The sequence below is a fragment of the Actinomadura madurae genome, assembly GCF_047130825.1.
Lineage (GTDB): Bacteria > Actinomycetota > Actinomycetes > Streptosporangiales > Streptosporangiaceae > Spirillospora > Spirillospora madurae.
In genome coordinates this window covers 5,433,741-5,452,319 of sequence record NZ_CP083237.1, presented here as the reverse complement: position 1 = coordinate 5,452,319, position 18,579 = coordinate 5,433,741, and the positions used below count along the sequence as shown (strand labels likewise).

Genomic DNA, 18,579 nt, shown 5'->3' with positions numbered 1-18,579 from the left:
CATGAAATCTCTCGCGGGGGTACCTCCCGCGCAGGAAAGGACACCTCGTGGCCGCCACCGGCTTCGACGAGCTCGACCTGGCGATCGTCGACGCGGTGCGCACCGCACCGCGCGCCAGCTGGCGCGATCTCGGCTCGGCGCTCGGCGTCAACCCGTCGACCGTGAGCCGGCGGTGGGCGCGCATGGAGTCGTCGGGCGCCGCCTGGGTCACGGCGCATCCGTCGGGCGGAGCGATGCCCGTGTGCGCCCTCGTCGAGCTCGACTGCGAGCCCGGCAGGGCGGTCGCCGTGGCGCGCGACCTCGTCCCGGACCGGGAGGCGGCGTCGATCAAGGTGACCAGCGGCCCCCGCGACGTGGTGGTGCTCGTGCAGACGGCGAGCCTCCAGGCGCTGTCGGACTACCTGCTCGGCCTGGTGCCGCGCGTCCCGGGCATCGCCCGCGTCCGCAGCCACCTCCTCACCCGCTCGACCCTGGAGGTCAGCCGGTGGCGGGACGGCACCCTCGACCCCGAGCAGCGGCGGCGGCTCGACCCGCCGCCGGCGGCCGGCGCCGCGAGGGCCGGCGTGCTGGACGGGACCGACCGCCTGATCCTCGCCGCGCTGCACGCGGACGGGCGGATGCCGCTGGAGCGCATCGCGGAGCACGCCGGCGTCGGCGCGCTCGCCGTGCGGCGCCGGCTGGCGCGCATGCGCAACGGCGGACTGGTGACCCTGCGCTGCGACGTGTCGCACGAGCTGTCCGGCCGGTCGGTCTGGGCGATGTACTTCGGTTCCCTCGACGTGCAGGACCTGCGCTCGGCCGAGCGGCGCGTCCGCACCCTCCCGGGCGTGCGGGCGGCGAGCTTCGTGGCGGGGCCGTTCAACGTCGTGGTCGACGCGTGGCTGCGGTCCGTCGCCGAGGTGCACGATCTGGAGTGGCGCATGAGCCGTGAACTGCCGGAGCTGCGCGTCCAGGACCGCTCGGTCGTCCTGCAGATGACGAAGCTGATCGGGCACGTGCTCGACGCCGACGGCCGGGCCGTCGGGATCGTGCCGCTGCTGCCGGACGACCCTCAGCCGTAGGCGCGCAGGAACGCGTCGACCCCGCGGTCCACGAGGCGGAGGATCTCGGTCTCGTCGGCCCCGGTCTCGGCGCCGGCGTCGAGCGCGTGCAGGGCGAGCTCGACCGTGAGCGCGGTGAAGTGGCGCGCCGCGAGCTCCGGCTCGTCGGCGCGCAGCCCGCCGCCGGCGGCGAGCTCGGCGAACCGGGCGGCGAGCATCCGCTCGGGGCGGTCGCCGGTGGACAGCGCGAGCCGCGGGGCGGCGCGCTCGGACGCGAGCCTGCGGAACGTCACGTAGTCCGACGAGGGGAAGGTGCCGGTGACGATGCGCCGCGCGAAGGCCGACAGGCCCTCCCGCAGGCCGCGTCCGGGCCGCAGCTCCTCCTCGATCGCGGCGCCGACGGTGCGGACCAGGGACGCGTGGACGCGCTCGACCACGCGGAGGTAGACGGCGCTCTTCTCGCCGAAGTGGTCGTACACGGTGCGCTTGGAGACCCCGGCCCGGGCCGCGATCACGTCCATGCTCGCCCGCTCGTACCCGTCCGCGAGGAAGCGGTCCTCGGCCGCGTCGAGGATCGCGGCGCGCTTCGCCTCGGACCGCCGGCGCCGTCCCGGCGTCTGGACCTCGGCGATGGCTCTGGGCATGCCGGTAGCGTAGCCACCGAAAAGCACACTGGCTAGTGTGCTTTACTGGGCGGGCCCGGGACGCCCGAGCCGACCGATCACGACATGGAGGTCCGATGGCAGTCGATCTCGCCGAGCGCTGGGAGGGGCACCTTCCCCCCTCCCCGTTCGAGGAGTACTCCAGGAAGTACGCCGACTTCTTCGAGATGCGGCGCGAGGACGGCATCATCGAGGTCCGCCTGCACACCGGCGGCGGGCCGTACGTGCACACGCACGCCGCGCACAACGTCTGGCCGCGCGTCTGGCAGGAGATCGGCAACGACCAGGAGAACCAGGTCCTGATCATCACGGGCACCGGCGACCGGTGGATGACCGGCGACCCCAAGGGCCACAACCCCGCGCCGGCCTCCGACCTGGACCCCGACCTCTACTACCAGCGCGTCTACGACGGCTGGAAGGTCGTCGAGAGCTTCGTCGCCAACATCGACATCCCGACGATCGCCGCCGTCAACGGCCCTGGCGTGCACACCGAGTTCGCGACCCTCTCCGACATCACCCTCGCCGCGCCCGACGCCGACTTCATGGACCCGCACTTCTGGCTCGGCACCGCGCCCGGCGACGGCCAGGCGCTGGCGCTCCAGGCGCTCATGGGGCCTAAGCGCGCCGCCTACCACATCTACTGCGCCAAACCGATCCCCGCCGACAAGGCGCTCGAATGGGGCATCGTGAGCGACGTTCTCCCGCGCGAGCGGCTGCTCGACCGCGCCTGGGAGATCGCGCGGTTCATCATGCGGCGTCCGCGCTTCGCGCGCTGGGCCGCGCACAACATCCTGTCCCGGCCGCTGAAGAAGGCCGTGGCCGAGGACCTCGGCTTCCACATGCCGCACCAGATGCTCGCCACCCTGGCGAGCAAGAGGGTCGTCCCCGACCCGGATCTGTTCAACGACTCCGAGGCCCGCAAACTGTTCTGACGGTCCGAAGACGGACCGCCGCGCCCTTGTGAAAGGAGTCGCACGCACATGACCTACGCAGAGGCCGTCGCCGACGGCATCTGGGCGGCCGGAGCCGTGCGGGTCGGGTACATCCCCTCCGTGACGGTGGCGCCCGTCATCGCGGCGCTGGTCGCACGCGACGGCGGCGCGGACGGGGTCTCCCCGCGGGTCACCCCGCTGTCGCGGGAGGAAGAGGCCGTCGGCGTGATGGGGGCGGTCGCCTTCACCGGCCGCCTCGGCGCCGTGGTGATGCAGGACAACGGCTTCGGCAACGCCCTCACGGCCCTGACGACGTTCGCGCTCTCCTACCACCTCCCGCTCCTGGTCTTCGCGAACACGCGCGGGGGCCTCGGCGAGTACAACTCGATGATCCATTCCATCAGCCAGCCCACGCCCGCGGTCCTGCGGACCGTCGGGCTGCCCGTCATCGAGCTCGACCGGCGCAGCGGCGCGGGCGACTGGCGCGACACGGTCCAGGAGGCCGGTGTCCACGCCGTCATGACCTACCGGCCCGTCGTCGTCCTGGGGTCGTTCTGGAACACCGACGGAAAGGTCGCGTGATGAAGCGGATCGAAGCGCTCCGCGTCCTCGCGGAGCTGACGGACCGGCATCCCGTCGTCGTCACCTGCGCGGCGACGAGCCGCGAGCTCGCCTCGGTCAAGGACGGTGACAACCACCTCTACCTGCTCGACTCCATGGGCCTCGCCGGCTCGGTGGCCACGGGCCTCGCGCTCAGCCTCGACTCCGCCTTTCCCAAGGTCGTCGCCATCGAGGGCGACGGCTCGCTGCTCATGAACCCGAACGTCCTCCCCACGGGCGGGTACCTCGCCCCGGACAACCTCCTGCTCGTCCTGCTCGACAACGGCGTGTACGGGTCGACCGGCGCCCTGCCGACCTACTCGTCCACGATCGACCTCGCTCGGCTGGCCGAGGCGTCCGGGTGGACGACCCGCACGGTCGACACGGCCGACGGGTTGAAAGACGCCTTCGAGGACCTGCTCGCGGTGACGGGCCCGGCCTTCCTGCACGGCCGCATCGAGGTGGGCAACGCGCAGGGCATCGCCAAGCTCCTCATCGACCCCGTCTCGATCACGCACCGGTTCTCCCGCTGGCTGCGGGAGAACCACTCCGCGGGGGAGACGCCGGGCTGACGATCACCCGTGCGCTCGTCAGCCGGCGTCCGCCGGTACAGGCACGTCGTAGGCGTTGAGCACCATCGCGACGCTGGCGTACTGAGCGATCAGGAAGACGAGTTCCGCGGTGCCGGTCTCCCCGAAGGAGTCGACCGCGGCGCGGTACAGGGCTTCGGGCAGCGGCGCGCCGGAGTGGAGCCGGGCGGCCACATCATGCGCGACGGCCTCCTCGGACGTCAGCTCGGAGGGCCGCCGCCCGGCGGCCAGACCCGCGATGACGCCGCTCGGCAGCCCGACCGCCGCCGCGACCCTGCTGTGGGAGTAGAGCTCGTACGCCGCGCCGTACCTGGATCCGGTGGTGAGGATGGCGACCTCCCGCACGCGCGCCGGAAGCACGCCGCCGCTCGTGACGCTCGTGAACCACTCCAGTAGGGGGCGGGCAAGACCGGGGAAACGCAGCATCACGGGAAACGGTCCGATCAGCGCGCCGTTCTCGTCCGTCGAGGTGAACGGCATGTGCAGCCCGCTCATCATCTTCCGCACGTGTTCGTCGAGCTGCCGTTGCTCTCCCGTCAGGACGCTGGGCTCGACCGGGGGCATGCGCACGGATTCCTCCTTCGGACGGGGTCTCGGAGCGGCGTTCAGTCTGCAACGAGGCGGGCGAATGACCGGCAGGCTGCGTGATTCCCATCGAATAGGGGCCCGGAATGCACGAATGCTTCGTTCCTGGGCGCCAGCGGGTCACCGCCCTCACCGCGCCGCTCGTCTAGTCCTGCTGGAGGACGGCCAGGATTTCGAGTTGGACGGAGACGCGGTCACCGACCATGACGCCACCGGTTTCGAGGACCTTGCTGAAGTTGACGTTGTAGTCGTTGCGGTCGATCTCGAAGGTCGCGGTGCAGCCCGCCCTGGGGACCCCGTCGTGGCCGGGCGTGAAGCCGCCGATCTCGACGTCGGCGGTGATCTGCCGGGTGACGTCCTTGATCGTGAGGTCGCCGTCGACCAGGAAGGCGTCGCCGTGGGGCCGGATGCGGGTGGAGGCGAAGGTCAGGGTCGGGTAGGTGCCGGTCTCCAGGAAGTCGGCGGAACGCAGATGGTCGTCGCGCATCTCGTTGTTGGTGTCGATCGAGTCGGCGGCGATGGTGACGCGGACGGAGGAGTCGAGCACGTTCTCGGCCGCGTTGATCTCCCCGTCGAGGGTGCGGAACCTGCCGCGGGCCTTGGTGACCAGGTGGCGGACGGAGAACGTGGCGTCGGAGTGGATCGGGTCGATCTGCCAGGTACCGGGGATGTAGCCGGGAATCTGAGGAGCGGTGGCGGTCATGACACGTTCCTTTCGGGGATTCAGTGGGTGCTCGAAGCGAGGACGGGCGTGCGTTGCCCGGCGTCCATTTCCGTGGGCGGGGTGGTGTCGGCCGCGTCGGTTCCGAGTCGGGCGTTGACCAGGGCCATGACGGCGACCGCTCCGACCGCCAGGAGGGCGGCCGCGCCGGCGGCGGCGACCGTGTAGCCGTGGACGGTGCCGGCGGCGAGCGAGGCCGCGGGGTGGGCGGCGGTGCCGGTGACCGCGATGGTGTTGAGGACGGCCACCCCGGCCGACGCGCCGACCTGTTCGGAGACGTTGAAGGCGGCGCCGGCGATGCCGGTCTGGTGGGCGGGGACATCCAGGGTGGCGAGGTTGGCGGCGACCGGGGACAGGGCGCCGACCCCGGCGCCGATGAGCAGCAGCGCGGGCAGGACCCCGGAGGCGTAGCCGGTGCCGACGTCGAGGCGGGTCAGCCACGCCAGGCCCGCGGCGGCCAGCAGCAGGCCGATGGCCAGCAGCGTGCCCGTCCGCAGGCGGGTCATCACGCGCCCGGCGGCGGTGGAGGCGAGCAGGGTGGTCACGGCGAACGGCAGGAAGGCCGCGCCGGCGCGGACGGCGGTGTACCCGGCGATGGTCTGCAGGTAGTAGGACACCAGGAGGAACATCCCGGACATGCCGATCATGACCAGGACGAAGGCCAGGTAGGCGCCGCCCCGGTTGCGGTCGGTCACGATCCGCGGCGGCAGCAGCGGGTGCCGGATGCGCGTCTGGACAGTGGCGAAGGCGGTCAGCAGAACGATCCCGGCGCCGAGCGCGCTGAGCGTGACCGGTGCCGCCCAGCCATGGGCGATGGCGGTGCTGGACCCGTAGATCAGTGCCACCAGCCCGGCGGTGGCCAGAACGGCGCCCACCATGTCCACCCGCGCCCGGTGCGCGGGGCTCGCGGGCAGCACGAGGACGGCTGCCAGCCCTGCGAACAGGGCCAACGGGACGTTGATGTAGAGCGTCCAATGCCAGCTCAGGTGCTCGGTCAGCACGCCGCCCAGGACCAGCCCGACCCCCGCGCCACCGCCCATCACGACGCCGAACACGGCGAACGCACGACCGCGTTCGCGGGGGCCGGGGAACGTGGCGGCGACCATCGACATCGCCGCGGGCGCGAGCAGGGCGGCGAACGCGCCCTGGCCGGCGCGGGCGGCCAGCAGCGTCGCGAGGCCGGTCGCGGCGCCGCCCGCGGCGGACGCGGCGGCGAAGCCGGCGAGCGCGATGAGGAAGGCCTTCCGGGCGCCCAGATTGTCGGCGATCTTGCCGCCCGCCAACAGCAGCCCGGCGAAGGCCAGGGTGTAGGCGCTGATCACCCAGGAGCGGCCGGACTCGGAGACGCCGAGGTCCCGTCCGATCGTGGGCAGGGCGACGTTCACGATCGTGACGTCGAAGACCACAATGAGCTGGCCCAGCGCGATGACGGCCAGGGCCCACCATCGGCGGCGGTCGCCGATCGGGCTCGGTGTGTGTGCAGGGGTGCGCATCCGCGGATCTCCTCTGTTATCAGCTTGGCTGATATAAGTGGTATCAGCCAAGCTGATAAGATGTCAACCATGAGCCGTCCGCTGCCGCCGTTCATGCAGCTCCAGCACCTGGTCCGGGTAGAGCTACGGGACGCCCTGACCGATCTGGACCTCACGCCGGTGCAGAGCACGGTGCTGCACCTCATCGCGGCCACGCCCGGCATCTCGTCGGCCGAGCTGGCGCGGCGCACGCACGTCACCCCGCAGACGATGCACAAGATCGTCGCCGAGCTCGGCCGCCGCGACCTGCTCGAACTGAGTCCCCGTCCCGGACACGGCCGCATCCTCGGCGCCGCGCTCACCGAAGCCGGACGCACGCTCCTCGACAAGGCCGACGTCGTCGCCCGGGGCATCGAGGACCGCATGGTCGCCGGCCTCGACGATCATCAACGCAGGCAGCTCGCCGACCTGCTCCAGCGCTGCGTCACAGCGATCGCCGGCGACCGGCCGCCCGCGGGGTGACGCGGGCCGTTCAGAGGTCAGAGCAGGTCATGCCACTGCCATGCGGGTTCGGGGGTGCCGTCATGGGCGCGGCCGAACCTGAACCGTTCGGCTCGGCCGGGGGCGGCGTCCAGAAAGATCGTGAACGCGCCCGCGGTGGCCGCCCGCTCGGCCAGCGTGGCGACGGCATGCTCGGCACCGAGCTTCTGCAGGGCCTGCGACAGGGCGTCAGCGTGATGGGGCCTGTCGAGGGGGATGAGGGCGGCGCGCTCGGCCAAGGCCGCGGCGGCATGCGCGGTGCCGCCTTCCCCGAGTGCGCGTATCAGGCGCGCGATGCCGGCCGGTTCGTCGAGAGGCACCTGGGCGGCGCGGTCGGCCAGCCGCGCGGCGGCCTCCACCGCGCCCGCAGCCTTGAGCGCTCGCACGAGGCGGGCGATATCGCCCGGGACGTCGAGAGCGACCTGGACGGCGGGCTTACGGGCCAGCAGCGAAGCGATCGTTGGAGCGGCGTCCACGGCCCGTAGCTCCTCCAGCAGGTAGGCGACGCCTCCGGGATCCGTGAGAGCGACCTGGTCGGCGGGGGCGCGGGCCAGCAGCGAGTCGATCGCCCCATCGTCCCCCGGGAGTTCCCGCAGTGCGCGTATCAACCGGGCGACATCGCCAGGGGAACCGAGGGTGACGTGGTCACAGGCCCGACGGGTCAGGACCGCGGCGCTCTCCTCGGCGTTCGCGTCATGCAGCGCCCGGAGCAGCCGAGCGATCTCGCCTGGATGACCGAGCGGAACATCGGCGGCGGCGCGTCCGGCCAGTGCGGTCACGGCATCGCCCGCGCCCACCTTCCACAGCGCTCGCAGCAGGTCGGCCACGTCGCCCGGACGGTCGAGCGGAGCGCCACCGGCGACGTGTCCGGCCAGCGCGGTCACCGCCGTTCCTGAGCCGACCTCGTGCAGCGCATGCAACAGGTGGGCCGTCTCCAACACGTTGCTGAGCGGCGCGTGGGCGGCGGCGCGGTCGGCCAGCAGGGTGAGGGCCTGCTCGGCGCCCGCCTTCTGCATCCCCTTGAGCAGGTCGGCGAGGCGGTACGCGTTGTCGAGGGGGGCACGGTCGGCGATGCGTCCGGCCAGCACGGTGACGCCCTGCCCGGCGTCGACCTGCCGCAGGGCCTTCAGCAGGCGGGCGACCCCGCTCGTGTCATCGAGCGCGACCCGCTCCGCGGGATCGCGGGAAAGCAGCGTGGCCACCGCCTGCCCGCAGCCGGCCTCGTGCACGTTCCGCAGCAGTGCGGCGACGGCACCCGGCTCGTCGACGGGCGCGTGCGCCGCCGCGCGTCCGGCCAGGTCGGTGACGGCCTGTTCGGCGTTCACCCGACGCAGTTCCTTCAGCAGGTGCGCGACGCCTCCCACCTGATCGAGCGGCGCGTGGGCGGCGGCGCGTCCGGCCAGCGTGGAGATCGCCTGCTCCGCGCCCGCCTTCCACAATTCCAGCAGCAGCTCACCGATGCCCTGCGGATCGTCGACGGGCATGTGCGCGGCGGCCCGATCGGCGAGCAGGCCGACGCTCTGGCCGGCACCGGCTTTCCACAGCGCTCGCACCAGCCGGGCGACGTCGCGCGGGTCACCGAGGGACTGGCGCGCGGCGACCCATTCCGCGGCGTGCCCGGCCAGCCGGGGGTCGATGGTGCGGGCCCTGGAGACGAGCCGGAGGGCCGCGGCCGAATGGCCGGCCGCCACGGCGTATTTGCGCATCTGGGCCGCGTCCCGGTACAGCCCACGGGCATCGGCCTGGTCCGCGATCACGGCGAGGTCGTCGACGTCCGCGGAGGCGGCCAGGGCCTCCCACAGTGACCGGGGCGGGAGCGCATCGGCACGTTGCCTGCGTCCCGCCTGCTCCAGGTAGTCGGCCAGCCGGTACCGCGGTGCCTCCGTCCGCGCGTGCGGAGCAGTGTCCGCGCCGCGGGGGACGGGAGCGGGCCGGGGCTTGGACCGAGTCAGCGGGCCGAGCGCGCCCCTGCATGGCTGGGCGGTGTAGGCCAGGGCCTCCTCGAACCAGTCGTCCCGCGTCTGCGCCCATTCCTGGTCGGTCAGGTACCCCGGTGCCGCCACTTCCAGCAGCGCGTGCGGCAGGGCGGGGCCGTGACCCAGCCGGCGGGCGTCGACGGCCGCGTCGATCAACGCGCGCGCCGGCGGGGGCGCGGCCTGGTAGCGCTCCAGCAGGGCGGGGACTCCCGCCAGGTATTGGGCGATGTGCCCGTCCCGGGCTTCCTTGACGGCCTGCGCAAGCCGCGGGTCCCGCTGCGCCGCCTCGGCGAGCTCCGCCGGCCGCGTCCCGCCGAACGACTCGGGCACCCGGACGAGGCTCCCCGCCAGCAGCGCCCTGGCCTGCGCGTACGGGTCGGCAGAGGTGGGCACGGTGAGCAGGTCCCAGTGTTCGGGCCACAGGGTGGCCAGCACCAGCACCGGCCCCCTCCCCGGAGCGCGCAGCAGATCCCGCAGGCCGGCCGCGACCTGCTCGCCCACCGCGGGCTGGGCCGTCCGCAGGTAGAGCTGCGCGTCGTTCAGCCACACCACGGTGCGCGGCCTGACCCGCTCCAGCTCGGACAGGAAGGCCGCCGCCCGGTCCGGGAAGATCGGGTGCCACAACCGCCATCCGGCCGGCAGCCCTTGGACGGCCTCCCAGCACGCCCGGGTCTTGCCGGTCGACGACCCGCCCACCAGCGACACGATCGCGCTCTGCCCGTCCACCGCCCGCGCCGTGATCTCCGCGAGCCGCCGGTCGTGCTCGCGGGCCAGGTAAGGGGGAAGGACGGGGAGTTCCGGCGCTCCGGCGGCGGACTCGATCACGATCGGCCGGTGCACCTCCAGCGCGAAGGGATCGGTCAGCTCGCCGACCGGCGTGCCGGCGGGCACGTCCATCCGGGACTTCACCCACAGCTCACGGACCCGCTGGACGGCGTCCTCCGCGGCCCATCCGCCGGACCGGGCCAGCACCGTCGCGACCGCCACCACATCGGCCTGCGCGGGCGGCGGCACGGGTTCGCCCACGATCCGGCGCACGGTGTCGCGGCCCGGCGCTCCGGCCAGGTCGTCATCGGCGGCGATCAACGCGGTGATCTCGTCCAGCGACGGTGCCCCCGCCTGGAGATACAGCTCGTACAGCAGATCCTTGAGATCCCGCAGCGGCCCCGGCGGCACCTGCGGCCGCGGGATCGGCCGCGGCCGGCGCACCGGCCCGCTCCTCTGATCGCCACTCATCGCAACCCATCATCGCGCCTCCTCCCGATCACGGGCCTGAAAAGGCCCGACGTCCGGACGCGCCGCGTCACCGTCGCGACTCGGAACCGGGCCGCCGGGCGGATGCAACCTGAAACCGCCGGCCGGCACGCCCGATCCGCCCAGACAGGGAGACCGCGATGACCCGCATCGAACTCACCCGCACCGAACGGCTCCTGCTGGCCGCCGCCGCAGTGCGCGGCGCCGCCGCCGGCGCCGTCAGAGCCGTGACCACCTGGCTCATCGACCGATTCCTCACCCCTTGAGCGGAGAGCGGGCGCATCCCCCGACCGATGCGCCCGCTCCCACCTCCCACGCCACCAAGGCAGGGGCACCCATATGGGTAATAGGCACCCGTCCCGCGGCAGGCCGACAATCACGCCCAACGGCTATTCCCAGAGCGTTGTCCTGCCAGCAAAGGGTTTCGACGTTGGACAGCAACGAATTCGTGTGGGCGAACATCGGCGTCGCCGTCGGCGAGCTGGTGTTCCTGTCACTTTCGGCGAGGTACGCCTTGCGCGCCACCCGGCGTGTACGCGACCGGAGCCGGTTACGGAGCTTCCGCCGGACGGCGCAGGCCGCACACGGGATCGTGGTCGACAACCAGGCGGAATGGCTCCAGGGCCACACCAGCGTGATGGCCTTGGACTCCGCCATCGCCGTGAGTTCGAACGCCGGTGGCGCCATCTTCCGGCCGGTGGTGCGTTTCGAGACCCAGGACGGTACTCCCGTGACGTTCGCCGGCCGTACCCCGAGCAGCCGCCAATGGATCGTCGGCTCGTCCGTTCCGGTGAGCTATGACCCCGGCAACCCGTCCAACTCGGAAGTCACCGGCGAAACGAGAATCCGCCATCCCCTATGGCCCCTGCTGAAACTCATCCTGTGCCTCATGGTGCTGGCCTATCTCGTCGCCGCGCAGGCCTTCTACCTGATGCAAGGGGTCAACGAGTAGCCCCTGACCGCCCGATCGCCACCGTCGCCGAGCGGCCGACGCGGTACCAACGGACAGGTTGCCCACCACCGCGTGCATCGTGCCCGCAGAAATGGCCGTGCTACGGCCCTGCCGAGCCGACCCCGGTCATCATGCACGCACCCCGGCACGCTGGCGGAACAGCTCGATCCTTCGTCCCCCGGCGGACCGGCAGGCCGTTGTTCAGCACATCGGGGCGTCCACCACATCCGATTCCGCCCTGGCACATGACCCGGTCTGCTCACGGTGGGTGCCGGGTGACTGGGGCGGCAGGATCTAGTGCGGCGGCCGTCACCCGCGTCCGGGAGGCCGGTCGTGCATGGGTGCCGAGCTCGACGGTGTCTATGGCGTCGCGACCGACCACCGCCGCACCCTGCGACACCTGATCAGCGCCAACGACCAGGGCGCGGAGTGGACGACTGCGGGCATCTGCTTGGCTGAGGGCATGGCGGTGCAGGCGGAACTGGTCGGCTTCGCCATCGGCGCGCTGATCGCCGTGGTCACCGCCCCGTCGGGGTGTCGGGAGCGGTATTCCTGCTTCCGGCGCAGCTCAGCGTGCTGGGGGTTCCGAGCCCCGCCGTCACGCCGACCAACCTGCTGTTCAACGTGGTCGCCGGTCCGGGCGCCCTGGCCCGCCATCACCGCCAGGGGGATCTCGCGGGCCCGCTGACCCGGCTGCTGATCGCCGGGACGCTGCCCGGCGTGATGCTCGGAGCGTCCATCAGAGTGTTCGTGGTCCCTGGCCCCACGGTCTTCCGCGTTCTGGTCGCCCTGCTCCTGCTGCCGTTGGGCCTGTGGCTGTGCGTCCGCGCCGTGCGTCCGCCCAAGCACCAAACCGGTCAGCCGTCCACACGCTTCATCACCGCGCTCGCGCTGGCGGTCCGCACCGTCGGAGGCATATACGGGATCGGCGGTCGGCCCCATCCTGGTGGGCCGCGGTATGCCCATCGCCCGCGTCGCTCCGGCCGCGCTCGCATCCACCTTCCTCACTTCGCTGGTGGGCGCGGGCACGTACGCGGTCCTCTCGCTCACGCCCAGCCGTTGACGGCACCGAGCCGAGGGACCCGCCGATGTGTATCACCGCCCCTTCCCAGAAGTGCGAGCTCAACGAGTGTTGGGGGCTTCGAGCGGCGTCGATTTGAGGGGTTGACGGTGCCGGTGGGGCAATTTACGCTCCAGAAAGCGCTTTCTGAGGAGGGTCGATGAAGGGCTCTGCCAGCCGCCGGCGCCTGCTCGCCGTCCACGGAACGGCCGCCGGGCCGGTGGGGCTCGGCAGGTTCCCGGACGGCCAGAGCGGCGTCACCCGCCAAGATGCCGATCCCGGTCCCGGGGTCACGCCGCCCGACCTCGTCCCGGAGACCCGAGGCCCGGATCAAGGCGGTCTCCCTTCCGGCACAGTTGCCACGGCATGCCTAAGCGGGCGGCTATGCGCCAGTCCAGGCGCCGCGGCCGCATTCGCTGTGCGGTTCCCGGCTGTTCGCCATGCCATCGAGAAAGCGCTTTCACATCTGGGGCGGCGGCGCCTGCGCGGCAGCCCGTGGCAGCGCGGCGGCTCGGCGTCGCGCTCGGGAGGCCGCCCGCCCCGGCGCCGACGCCGCGCGGCCCGGCGCCTCGCGGGGCCGGGGCTTCCGGGGGCTGGCTGCCTTGACGTCTGGCCGCTTCGACGGTTGTCCGTTTCGGCGCCCGGTCCGATCAGGGGCCGGGCCCGATGACCTGCACCACTGACCGCTGATCTTCGTAAAGGAGCGAGGGCATGGAGACAGGACGGCGCGCGTTTCTCGCGGGGACGCTGGGGGTGGCACTGGCGGGCACGATGCCCGGATGGGCGGCTCCCGCAGGGGCGGCGCAAGGGCCGGAGGCCGGGACGCTCCGTCTGGACTTCGGCGGCGCGACGCCGGAGCCGGCGCCGGGCTACGTGCGGGTCGGGACGGAGGCCTACACCGAGGCGCGGGGATACGGCTGGGTCTCGGCGGACGGGCTCAGCATCCGTGACCGGGGCGGTGATGCTCCGCAGCGCGACTTCGTGTTCGGAAAAGCGGCCCATGTGTTCCGGATCGGGAGTCTGGCGCCGGGCCGCTACCGCCTGCGCGTCCTGTCCGGCGACCTGACGTTCGCCGACCACTTCACCCGGCTGCGGGTGCCGGGGGTGGACGGCGGCGAGCCGCTGCCGGTGCTGCATCCGAGCTACGCGCAGTTCGCCGAGCTGACCGCGACGCTCGTCGTCCCGGAGGGCGGCACGGGGGTCGACGTCACCGTGGACTCGCCCGCGGACAACTGGGTCGTCAACGCGCTGGTCATCGAGCCTGTGGCAGCTCCCGAGCCGGTCCGGGTCACCTTCACCGATGCCCCGGTCACCAGCACCTGGGGGCCGATCCTGACCACACCGGATCCGACGGCGCCGCTGCTCGACGGCCACCGGTCGCGGTCGGCGGGCGGCCGGGTCCGGCCCACCGGCCTCGGGCGGGGCGACTACCTGCGGCTGATCACGAGTGAGGTGGACTTCTGGAAGGCCGGGCAGGACGCCGACGGCGCGATCATCGATCCCTACCGGAACCGTGAGTTCCAGTACAGCACGCCCGCCTTCGCCCACGCCGCCGCGGCCCTGGTCGTGTACGCCGGACGGAAGGACCTCCTGAAACAGGCCGCGCTCGCGCTGGACTGGTCGGCCCGGGAACTCGCCGAGCGCACAGCCGCGGACGGCCACGAGGACTTCTTCGCGCCGATGCTCGCCCATGCGATCCGGCTGCTGGAACCGCATGTCCCCACGGCGCGCTCCGCGGCCTGGAAGTACGACATCGGCCGATTCGACCCGTTCGCCACCTACCGTTCGGGCATCGGTGCCAACAACTGGAACATCGTCGCCGCCAGCGGTGAGGCGCTGTTCCAGAAGATGGGCCTGCGGGCGGCGTCCGACCGCTACCCCGAGGTGAGCTTCGCCGCGCAGGGCAGGCACTTCGACACCTCCTACGGGCTCTATCTGGAAGGCCCGATGCCCTATGACCACTTCCCGCGCCTCTGGCTCGGAGATCTCATCGCGCGGGGGTACACCGGCCCGTACCGGGCCGAGCTGACCGAGGCCCTCCGCCGTGCGGCCATCACCAGCCTCTTCATGCAGTCGCCGAACGGCGAGCTGCCCGCCGGTGGCAGGTCCGCGCACCACCAGTGGAATGAGGCGGAGCAGTGCGTGACCTACGAGGTCTTCGCGGCACGCGCGCTGGCCGCAGGCGACAGGGAACTGGCCGCCTACTTCAAGCGGGGCGCGCACCTCGCGCTGCGCTCCATGTTCCGCTGGGTGCGTCCGAGCGGCGAAATGCAGATCGTCAAGAACTGGATGGACCCGGCGCAGAGCTTCGGATACGAGTCCTATTCGGGCCACTCGCAGTACAACCTGCTGCCGATGTCGATGCTGGCCATCGCGTACGAACACGCGGCCACGACCGAGCGCGTCAGCGAACGGCCCGCCCCCGCGGACACCGGTGGCTACGTCCTGCACATCGAGCCGCTGCACAAGGTCTTCGCGAACGCCGGTGGCGGCTACGTGGAGATCGACACCGCCGGCGACCACCACTACGACGCGACGGGGTTCATCCGCGCGCACTTCGCGGGCCACTCACCGCAGCTCGGGTCGAGCGACTCGCTGCTGGCCGCGCCGAGCTACCGGATACCGGACGGCCCCAGGCCGCCGACGACCGGGATGGGCGTGGCGTGGGAGGACGGCCCCGGCCAGTGGCGTTACTTCGGCGAGCTCGAACCGGGCCTGACGCAGGACGCCGTCGTACGCCCGACCCGGCTGCGCGGCGACGACGTCAGGTTCACCGTCCGGTACGAGGGTGATTTCGGCGGCGGCGTCACGATGGTCGAGGAGCGCTTCGCGGTCACCCCGCGGGAAACCCGGGTCACCACGATCCTCCGCGGCTACGACGGGCCGGTGCGGCGCGTGGCACCGGTGCTCTCCCACGACGGACGCACTCCCGGCACGATCCAGGTCCAGGGGGACGCGGTGCGTGTCTGGCAGCAGGGCGAGCACGGCACCTCCAAGCTCACCTACCGCATGCCCGGCGCCGCGTCGGTCGTGGTCGGCAGCGAGGAATACGGCAACCACAACGGTCTGATGCGGCTCGCCGTCGGCGAGTACGCCGCGGGTGCGGCCGCCGCGGGCGTCACCCTCGTCATCGCCCCGCAGGGCGACGGGCGGATCTAGTGCGCGCGGACCCCTGGTGCGATGTGGGTGGCCGGGCATGACTCGCCGTAGGACGGCTCACTCGATGTCTGTACCGCCCGGGACGTCATCGGGCGGTACGTCCGGTCTGGTCCGGACGTACCGGACCGCGTGGCGCCACCGGCGGTGCTCGACGGCCGCGTCCACGCTGATCTCCACCACGACGTCCGGGACGACGCGCGTGTAGGCGGCCGGCCGTTCGGCGCCGGGCAGGCCGCCCGCCCAGCCCGGGGGCAGCTCGGCGGGCCAGGGATGGTCCTGGCCCGCCGCCGTCAGGACGCCGCCCAGGTCCGCTCGGGCGGCGGGCGGCAGCGGGGTGGACCGGGCGACCACGCGCAGCCGGCCGTCCGGTTCGTACCGGCCGAGGATCAGGGTCTGCGGGGCGGTCACCGTCCCGGTGACGCCGCCGATGATCGCCTCGGTGGTGAGGCGGTGCTTCACCTTCCACCACCCGCGCCTGCCCTCCCGGTACACACCGTCCGCGGCCTTGACCACCAGGCCCTCGATCCCTTGGGCGGTCAGCACCTCGAACCACAACCGCGCCTCGCCGACGTCGCGCAGTTGCGGGCAGAGCACGACCCGGGACGTCCCAGGGAGCTCGGCCAGCAACTCCTCCAGTACCGCCCGCCGCCGTGACAGGGGCCGGGGACGGTGGTCCACCCCACCGGTCTCCAGGACGTCGAACACCACGTAGTGGCACGGCTCGGCGACCGCCAGGTCGGCGCGCCGGCGGCCGGCCGCGTGGCGGCGCTGCAGCGCACCGAAATCCAGGCGCCCGTCGCCTCCCCACCGGACGATCTCGCCGTCGACGACGGTGCCGGGCGGGACGGCCTCGAAGACCGCCGTCACCACATCGGGAAAGGCGCCGTTCAACCGTTTGCGGCGGCGCGACCACAGATGCACGCCGCCGTCCTCGTCCACGATCGCCAGCGTGCGGAACCCGTCCCACTTGGGTTCGTAGCGGCAACCACCCGGACACGCCCGTTCCTCGGGGACGCGGTCGACGGCGGTCGCCAGCATCGGGGCGACGGACGCACGGATGTGCACGGCGTCAACGTCCCCGAAGCCGGCTCATGGCCTACGGCTACCCTGCCGCCTCACCCCCACAGCGGCCCGGCACCATCCTTGAGCCGGCGATGACCAGGTCATTGCTTCGCGCTGAGCCACCCGGAGCGGTGCGGTGTCAGAAGGTCGTCGGGGCCAGGTATCGCAGGACGATGACATCGGCGCCACGAACCGAGGTGGACGCGGTGAACGAGCCATAGGGGCAGTCGCGAGGCGCCAGGTGCTCGACCGCGAGGGGGGCGTGGCGCGCACATCCAGGCACGGGGTGTCGATCGTCCAGCGTGCGGTCGTACGGCTGTTCAGGGTGTGGCATGAGACATCTCCTGCGGCATCGACAGGGCCGGTCCCATCGCTACCGCCTGGCAGCCGAAGTAAACATGGCCGATTTGCCCCGATATAGGGCGAATGATCCGCGAATGTGGATCTTCACACGGGCGCCGTCTCGCGTTACGGTCCGGGGAGTTCCTTCAGCCCCTCGCCCTGTGGTGGTCCCATGGAGTCGCTCGAGAACTTTTTGGCGGATGTCAGCAGTTTCGTCTGGGGTCCGTGGCTGCTGATCCCGCTACTGCTGCTGACCGGCCTGTACCTCACCATCCTTCTGCGCGGCCTGCAGTTCCGGCATTTCCGCCTGGCCTTCTGGCTGGCGTTCTTCAAGCGCAAGGAGGACGACGATGTCGACGGCGACATCGCGCATTACCAGGCGCTGACGACGGCGCTGGCCGCCACCGTGGGCGTCGGCAACATCGCGGGTGTGGCGACCGCCATCGCGCTCGGCGGGCCCGGCGCCGTGTTCTGGATGTGGTTCACGGGCCTGGTCGGCATGGCGACCAAGTACAGCGAGGCCTTCCTCGGCGTGCGGTTCCGGCGCACCGACGCCGCCGGGGAGCAGAGCGGCGGCCCCATGCACTACCTGCGGGAGGGCATCCAGGGCCGTCTCGGCTGGTTCCTGGGCGGGTTCTTCGCGATCGCCGGCGCCATCGCGGCCTTCGGGATCGGGAACATGGTGCAGGCCAACACCGTCGCCGAGAACGTCGAGGACGAGTGGGGGCTGGCGCCGTGGGCGACCGGCCTGATCGTGACGGTGCTGGCCGGCGCGGTCATCCTGGGCGGCATCAAGAGCATCGGCCGGATCACCAGCGCCTTCGTCCCGATCATGATCGTCTTCTACATCGTGGGCGCCGCCGCGGTCCTGGCGTTCAAGATCGAGGAACTGCCCGGGGCGATCGGGCTCATCTTCACCGACGCCTTCTCGGGGACGTCGGCGACCGGCGGGTTCGTGGGCGCCGGGGTGGCCGCCGCCATCCGCTACGGCGTGGCGCGGGGGATCTTCTCCAACGAGTCCGGGCTCGGCACCGGCGGCATCGCCGCGGCCGCCGCCAAGACGACCCACCCGGTGCGGCAGGCGCTGGTGTCGATGACGCAGACCTTCATCGACACCCTGGTCGTGGTGAGCTTCACCGCCCTGACGATCATCGTGACCGACTCCTGGAAGATCGGTGGCGAGGACGAGGCCGCCACCTTCACCGCACGCGCCTTCGACGAGGGGCTCCCCGGCGACTGGGGCAGCGTCATCGTCACCCTCGGCGTGCTGTTCTTCGCCTTCTCCACGCTGCTGGGCTGGTCCTACTACGGCGAGCGCTGCATGGAGTACCTGTTCGGGCGGCGTGCCGTCCTGCCGTACCGGCTGGTGTTCATCGTGGCGGTCTACATCGGCTCGGTCTCGACGCTGACCGCGGTGTGGACGTTCTCGGACGTGATGAACGGGCTGATGGCGCTGCCCAACCTCGTCGGCCTGCTGATCCTGAGCCCGCTGGTCTGGCGGGAGACCCGCGCCTACTTCCAGGAACGTCCGAAGGAAGAGGAGCCCGCCGACGCCGGCAAGGCCTGAGCGCCGGCGTCGTCCCATCATGATGTGCGCGGCGGCCCACCGGGCGGTGGGCCGCCGCGCCGCGG

The 18,579-nt window shown here is 72.1% G+C and carries 18 protein-coding genes; 11 read left to right on the top strand and 7 right to left on the bottom strand.

Annotation, left to right across the window (positions count from 1 at the left end):
• Positions 1 to 47 precede the first annotated feature (47 nt).
• Entirely contained in the window at positions 48 to 1,061 is a 1,014-nt protein-coding gene (locus K8Z49_RS24640) for an Lrp/AsnC family transcriptional regulator (RefSeq protein WP_024934832.1), read from the top strand.
• On the opposite strand, the gene K8Z49_RS24635 is transcribed toward K8Z49_RS24640, so the two are convergent.
• Positions 1,052 to 1,684, bottom strand: a complete 633-nt coding sequence (locus tag K8Z49_RS24635; RefSeq protein ID WP_412515324.1) for a TetR/AcrR family transcriptional regulator — start codon at positions 1,682 to 1,684, stop codon at positions 1,052 to 1,054. The genes K8Z49_RS24640 and K8Z49_RS24635 overlap by 10 nt on opposite strands.
• Positions 1,685 to 1,779: 95 nt before the next feature.
• On the opposite strand from K8Z49_RS24635, the gene K8Z49_RS24630 reads away from it, so the two are divergent.
• From K8Z49_RS24630 to K8Z49_RS24620, 3 genes are read left to right on the top strand one after another with little or no spacing between them, the layout of a single operon-like run.
• Positions 1,780 to 2,634: an enoyl-CoA hydratase/isomerase family protein gene (locus K8Z49_RS24630; RefSeq protein ID WP_021599663.1), complete on the top strand. Its 855-nt coding sequence runs from the start codon at positions 1,780 to 1,782 to the stop codon at positions 2,632 to 2,634.
• 48 nt (positions 2,635 to 2,682) lie between these two features.
• Positions 2,683 to 3,216, top strand: a complete 534-nt coding sequence (locus K8Z49_RS24625; RefSeq protein WP_021599662.1) for a thiamine pyrophosphate enzyme-like TPP-binding protein — start codon at positions 2,683 to 2,685, stop codon at positions 3,214 to 3,216.
• A complete protein-coding gene (locus K8Z49_RS24620; RefSeq protein WP_021599661.1) occupies positions 3,216 to 3,806 on the top strand; it encodes a thiamine pyrophosphate-dependent enzyme in 591 nt (196 codons plus the stop codon). Before K8Z49_RS24625 ends, K8Z49_RS24620 begins: the two co-directional genes overlap by 1 nt.
• Before the next feature lie 18 nt (positions 3,807 to 3,824).
• Here K8Z49_RS24620 and K8Z49_RS24615 read toward each other — a convergent pair whose 3' ends face one another.
• The 3 genes from K8Z49_RS24615 to K8Z49_RS24605 form a co-directional block, all read right to left on the bottom strand.
• Positions 3,825 to 4,394, bottom strand: coding sequence for a carboxymuconolactone decarboxylase family protein (locus K8Z49_RS24615; RefSeq protein ID WP_146877371.1), 570 nt, complete (start codon positions 4,392 to 4,394; stop codon positions 3,825 to 3,827).
• Positions 4,395 to 4,554: 160 nt separating this feature from the next.
• Complete coding sequence (locus K8Z49_RS24610) at positions 4,555 to 5,112, bottom strand: YceI family protein (RefSeq protein WP_412515323.1); 558 nt, start codon at positions 5,110 to 5,112, stop codon at positions 4,555 to 4,557.
• A gap of 20 nt (positions 5,113 to 5,132) precedes the next feature.
• A complete protein-coding gene (locus tag K8Z49_RS24605) occupies positions 5,133 to 6,623 on the bottom strand; it encodes a DHA2 family efflux MFS transporter permease subunit (RefSeq protein WP_412515322.1) in 1,491 nt (496 codons plus the stop codon).
• Between the two features lie 69 nt (positions 6,624 to 6,692).
• Between K8Z49_RS24605 and K8Z49_RS24600 the strand changes: the two genes are divergently transcribed.
• Positions 6,693 to 7,124 carry a MarR family winged helix-turn-helix transcriptional regulator gene (locus K8Z49_RS24600; protein ID WP_021599260.1) on the top strand — a complete coding sequence of 144 codons (432 nt, stop codon included), beginning with the start codon at positions 6,693 to 6,695 and terminating at the stop codon, positions 7,122 to 7,124.
• A gap of 17 nt (positions 7,125 to 7,141) precedes the next feature.
• Here K8Z49_RS24600 and K8Z49_RS24595 read toward each other — a convergent pair whose 3' ends face one another.
• On the bottom strand, positions 7,142 to 10,327 hold the full coding sequence (locus K8Z49_RS24595; RefSeq protein WP_412515321.1) for a hypothetical protein: 3,186 nt from the start codon (positions 10,325 to 10,327) through the stop codon (positions 7,142 to 7,144).
• 185 nt (positions 10,328 to 10,512) lie between these two features.
• Here K8Z49_RS24595 and K8Z49_RS24590 point away from each other — a divergent pair, with 185 nt between their 5' ends.
• The 5 genes from K8Z49_RS24590 (at position 10,513) to K8Z49_RS24570 (ending at position 15,543) form a co-directional block, all read left to right on the top strand.
• Positions 10,513 to 10,638 (top strand): hypothetical protein, encoded by a 126-nt coding sequence (locus K8Z49_RS24590; protein ID WP_021599262.1) that lies wholly within the window; start codon positions 10,513 to 10,515, stop codon positions 10,636 to 10,638.
• A gap of 164 nt (positions 10,639 to 10,802) precedes the next feature.
• A complete protein-coding gene (locus K8Z49_RS24585) occupies positions 10,803 to 11,324 on the top strand; it encodes a DUF3592 domain-containing protein (RefSeq protein ID WP_412515320.1) in 522 nt (173 codons plus the stop codon).
• 337 nt (positions 11,325 to 11,661) lie between these two features.
• Positions 11,662 to 12,012 carry a hypothetical protein gene (locus K8Z49_RS24580; protein WP_412521329.1) on the top strand — a complete coding sequence of 117 codons (351 nt, stop codon included), beginning with the start codon at positions 11,662 to 11,664 and terminating at the stop codon, positions 12,010 to 12,012.
• Positions 11,898 to 12,548: a TSUP family transporter gene (locus K8Z49_RS24575; RefSeq protein WP_412521157.1), complete on the top strand. Its 651-nt coding sequence runs from the start codon at positions 11,898 to 11,900 to the stop codon at positions 12,546 to 12,548. Before K8Z49_RS24580 ends, K8Z49_RS24575 begins: the two co-directional genes overlap by 115 nt.
• A gap of 547 nt (positions 12,549 to 13,095) precedes the next feature.
• Positions 13,096 to 15,543, top strand: coding sequence for a hypothetical protein (locus tag K8Z49_RS24570; protein WP_412515319.1), 2,448 nt, complete (start codon positions 13,096 to 13,098; stop codon positions 15,541 to 15,543).
• A 57-nt stretch (positions 15,544 to 15,600) separates the two neighbouring features.
• Here K8Z49_RS24570 and K8Z49_RS24565 read toward each other — a convergent pair whose 3' ends face one another.
• Positions 15,601 to 16,608, bottom strand: coding sequence for an ATP-dependent DNA ligase (locus K8Z49_RS24565; protein WP_412515318.1), 1,008 nt, complete (start codon positions 16,606 to 16,608; stop codon positions 15,601 to 15,603).
• 136 nt (positions 16,609 to 16,744) lie between these two features.
• Positions 16,745 to 16,939: a hypothetical protein gene (locus K8Z49_RS24560; RefSeq protein ID WP_412515317.1), complete on the bottom strand. Its 195-nt coding sequence runs from the start codon at positions 16,937 to 16,939 to the stop codon at positions 16,745 to 16,747.
• Positions 16,940 to 17,119: 180 nt separating this feature from the next.
• On the opposite strand from K8Z49_RS24560, the gene K8Z49_RS24555 reads away from it, so the two are divergent.
• Positions 17,120 to 18,514, top strand: a complete 1,395-nt coding sequence (locus tag K8Z49_RS24555; RefSeq protein ID WP_021592792.1) for an alanine/glycine:cation symporter family protein — start codon at positions 17,120 to 17,122, stop codon at positions 18,512 to 18,514.
• Positions 18,515 to 18,579: the final 65 nt, after the last annotated feature.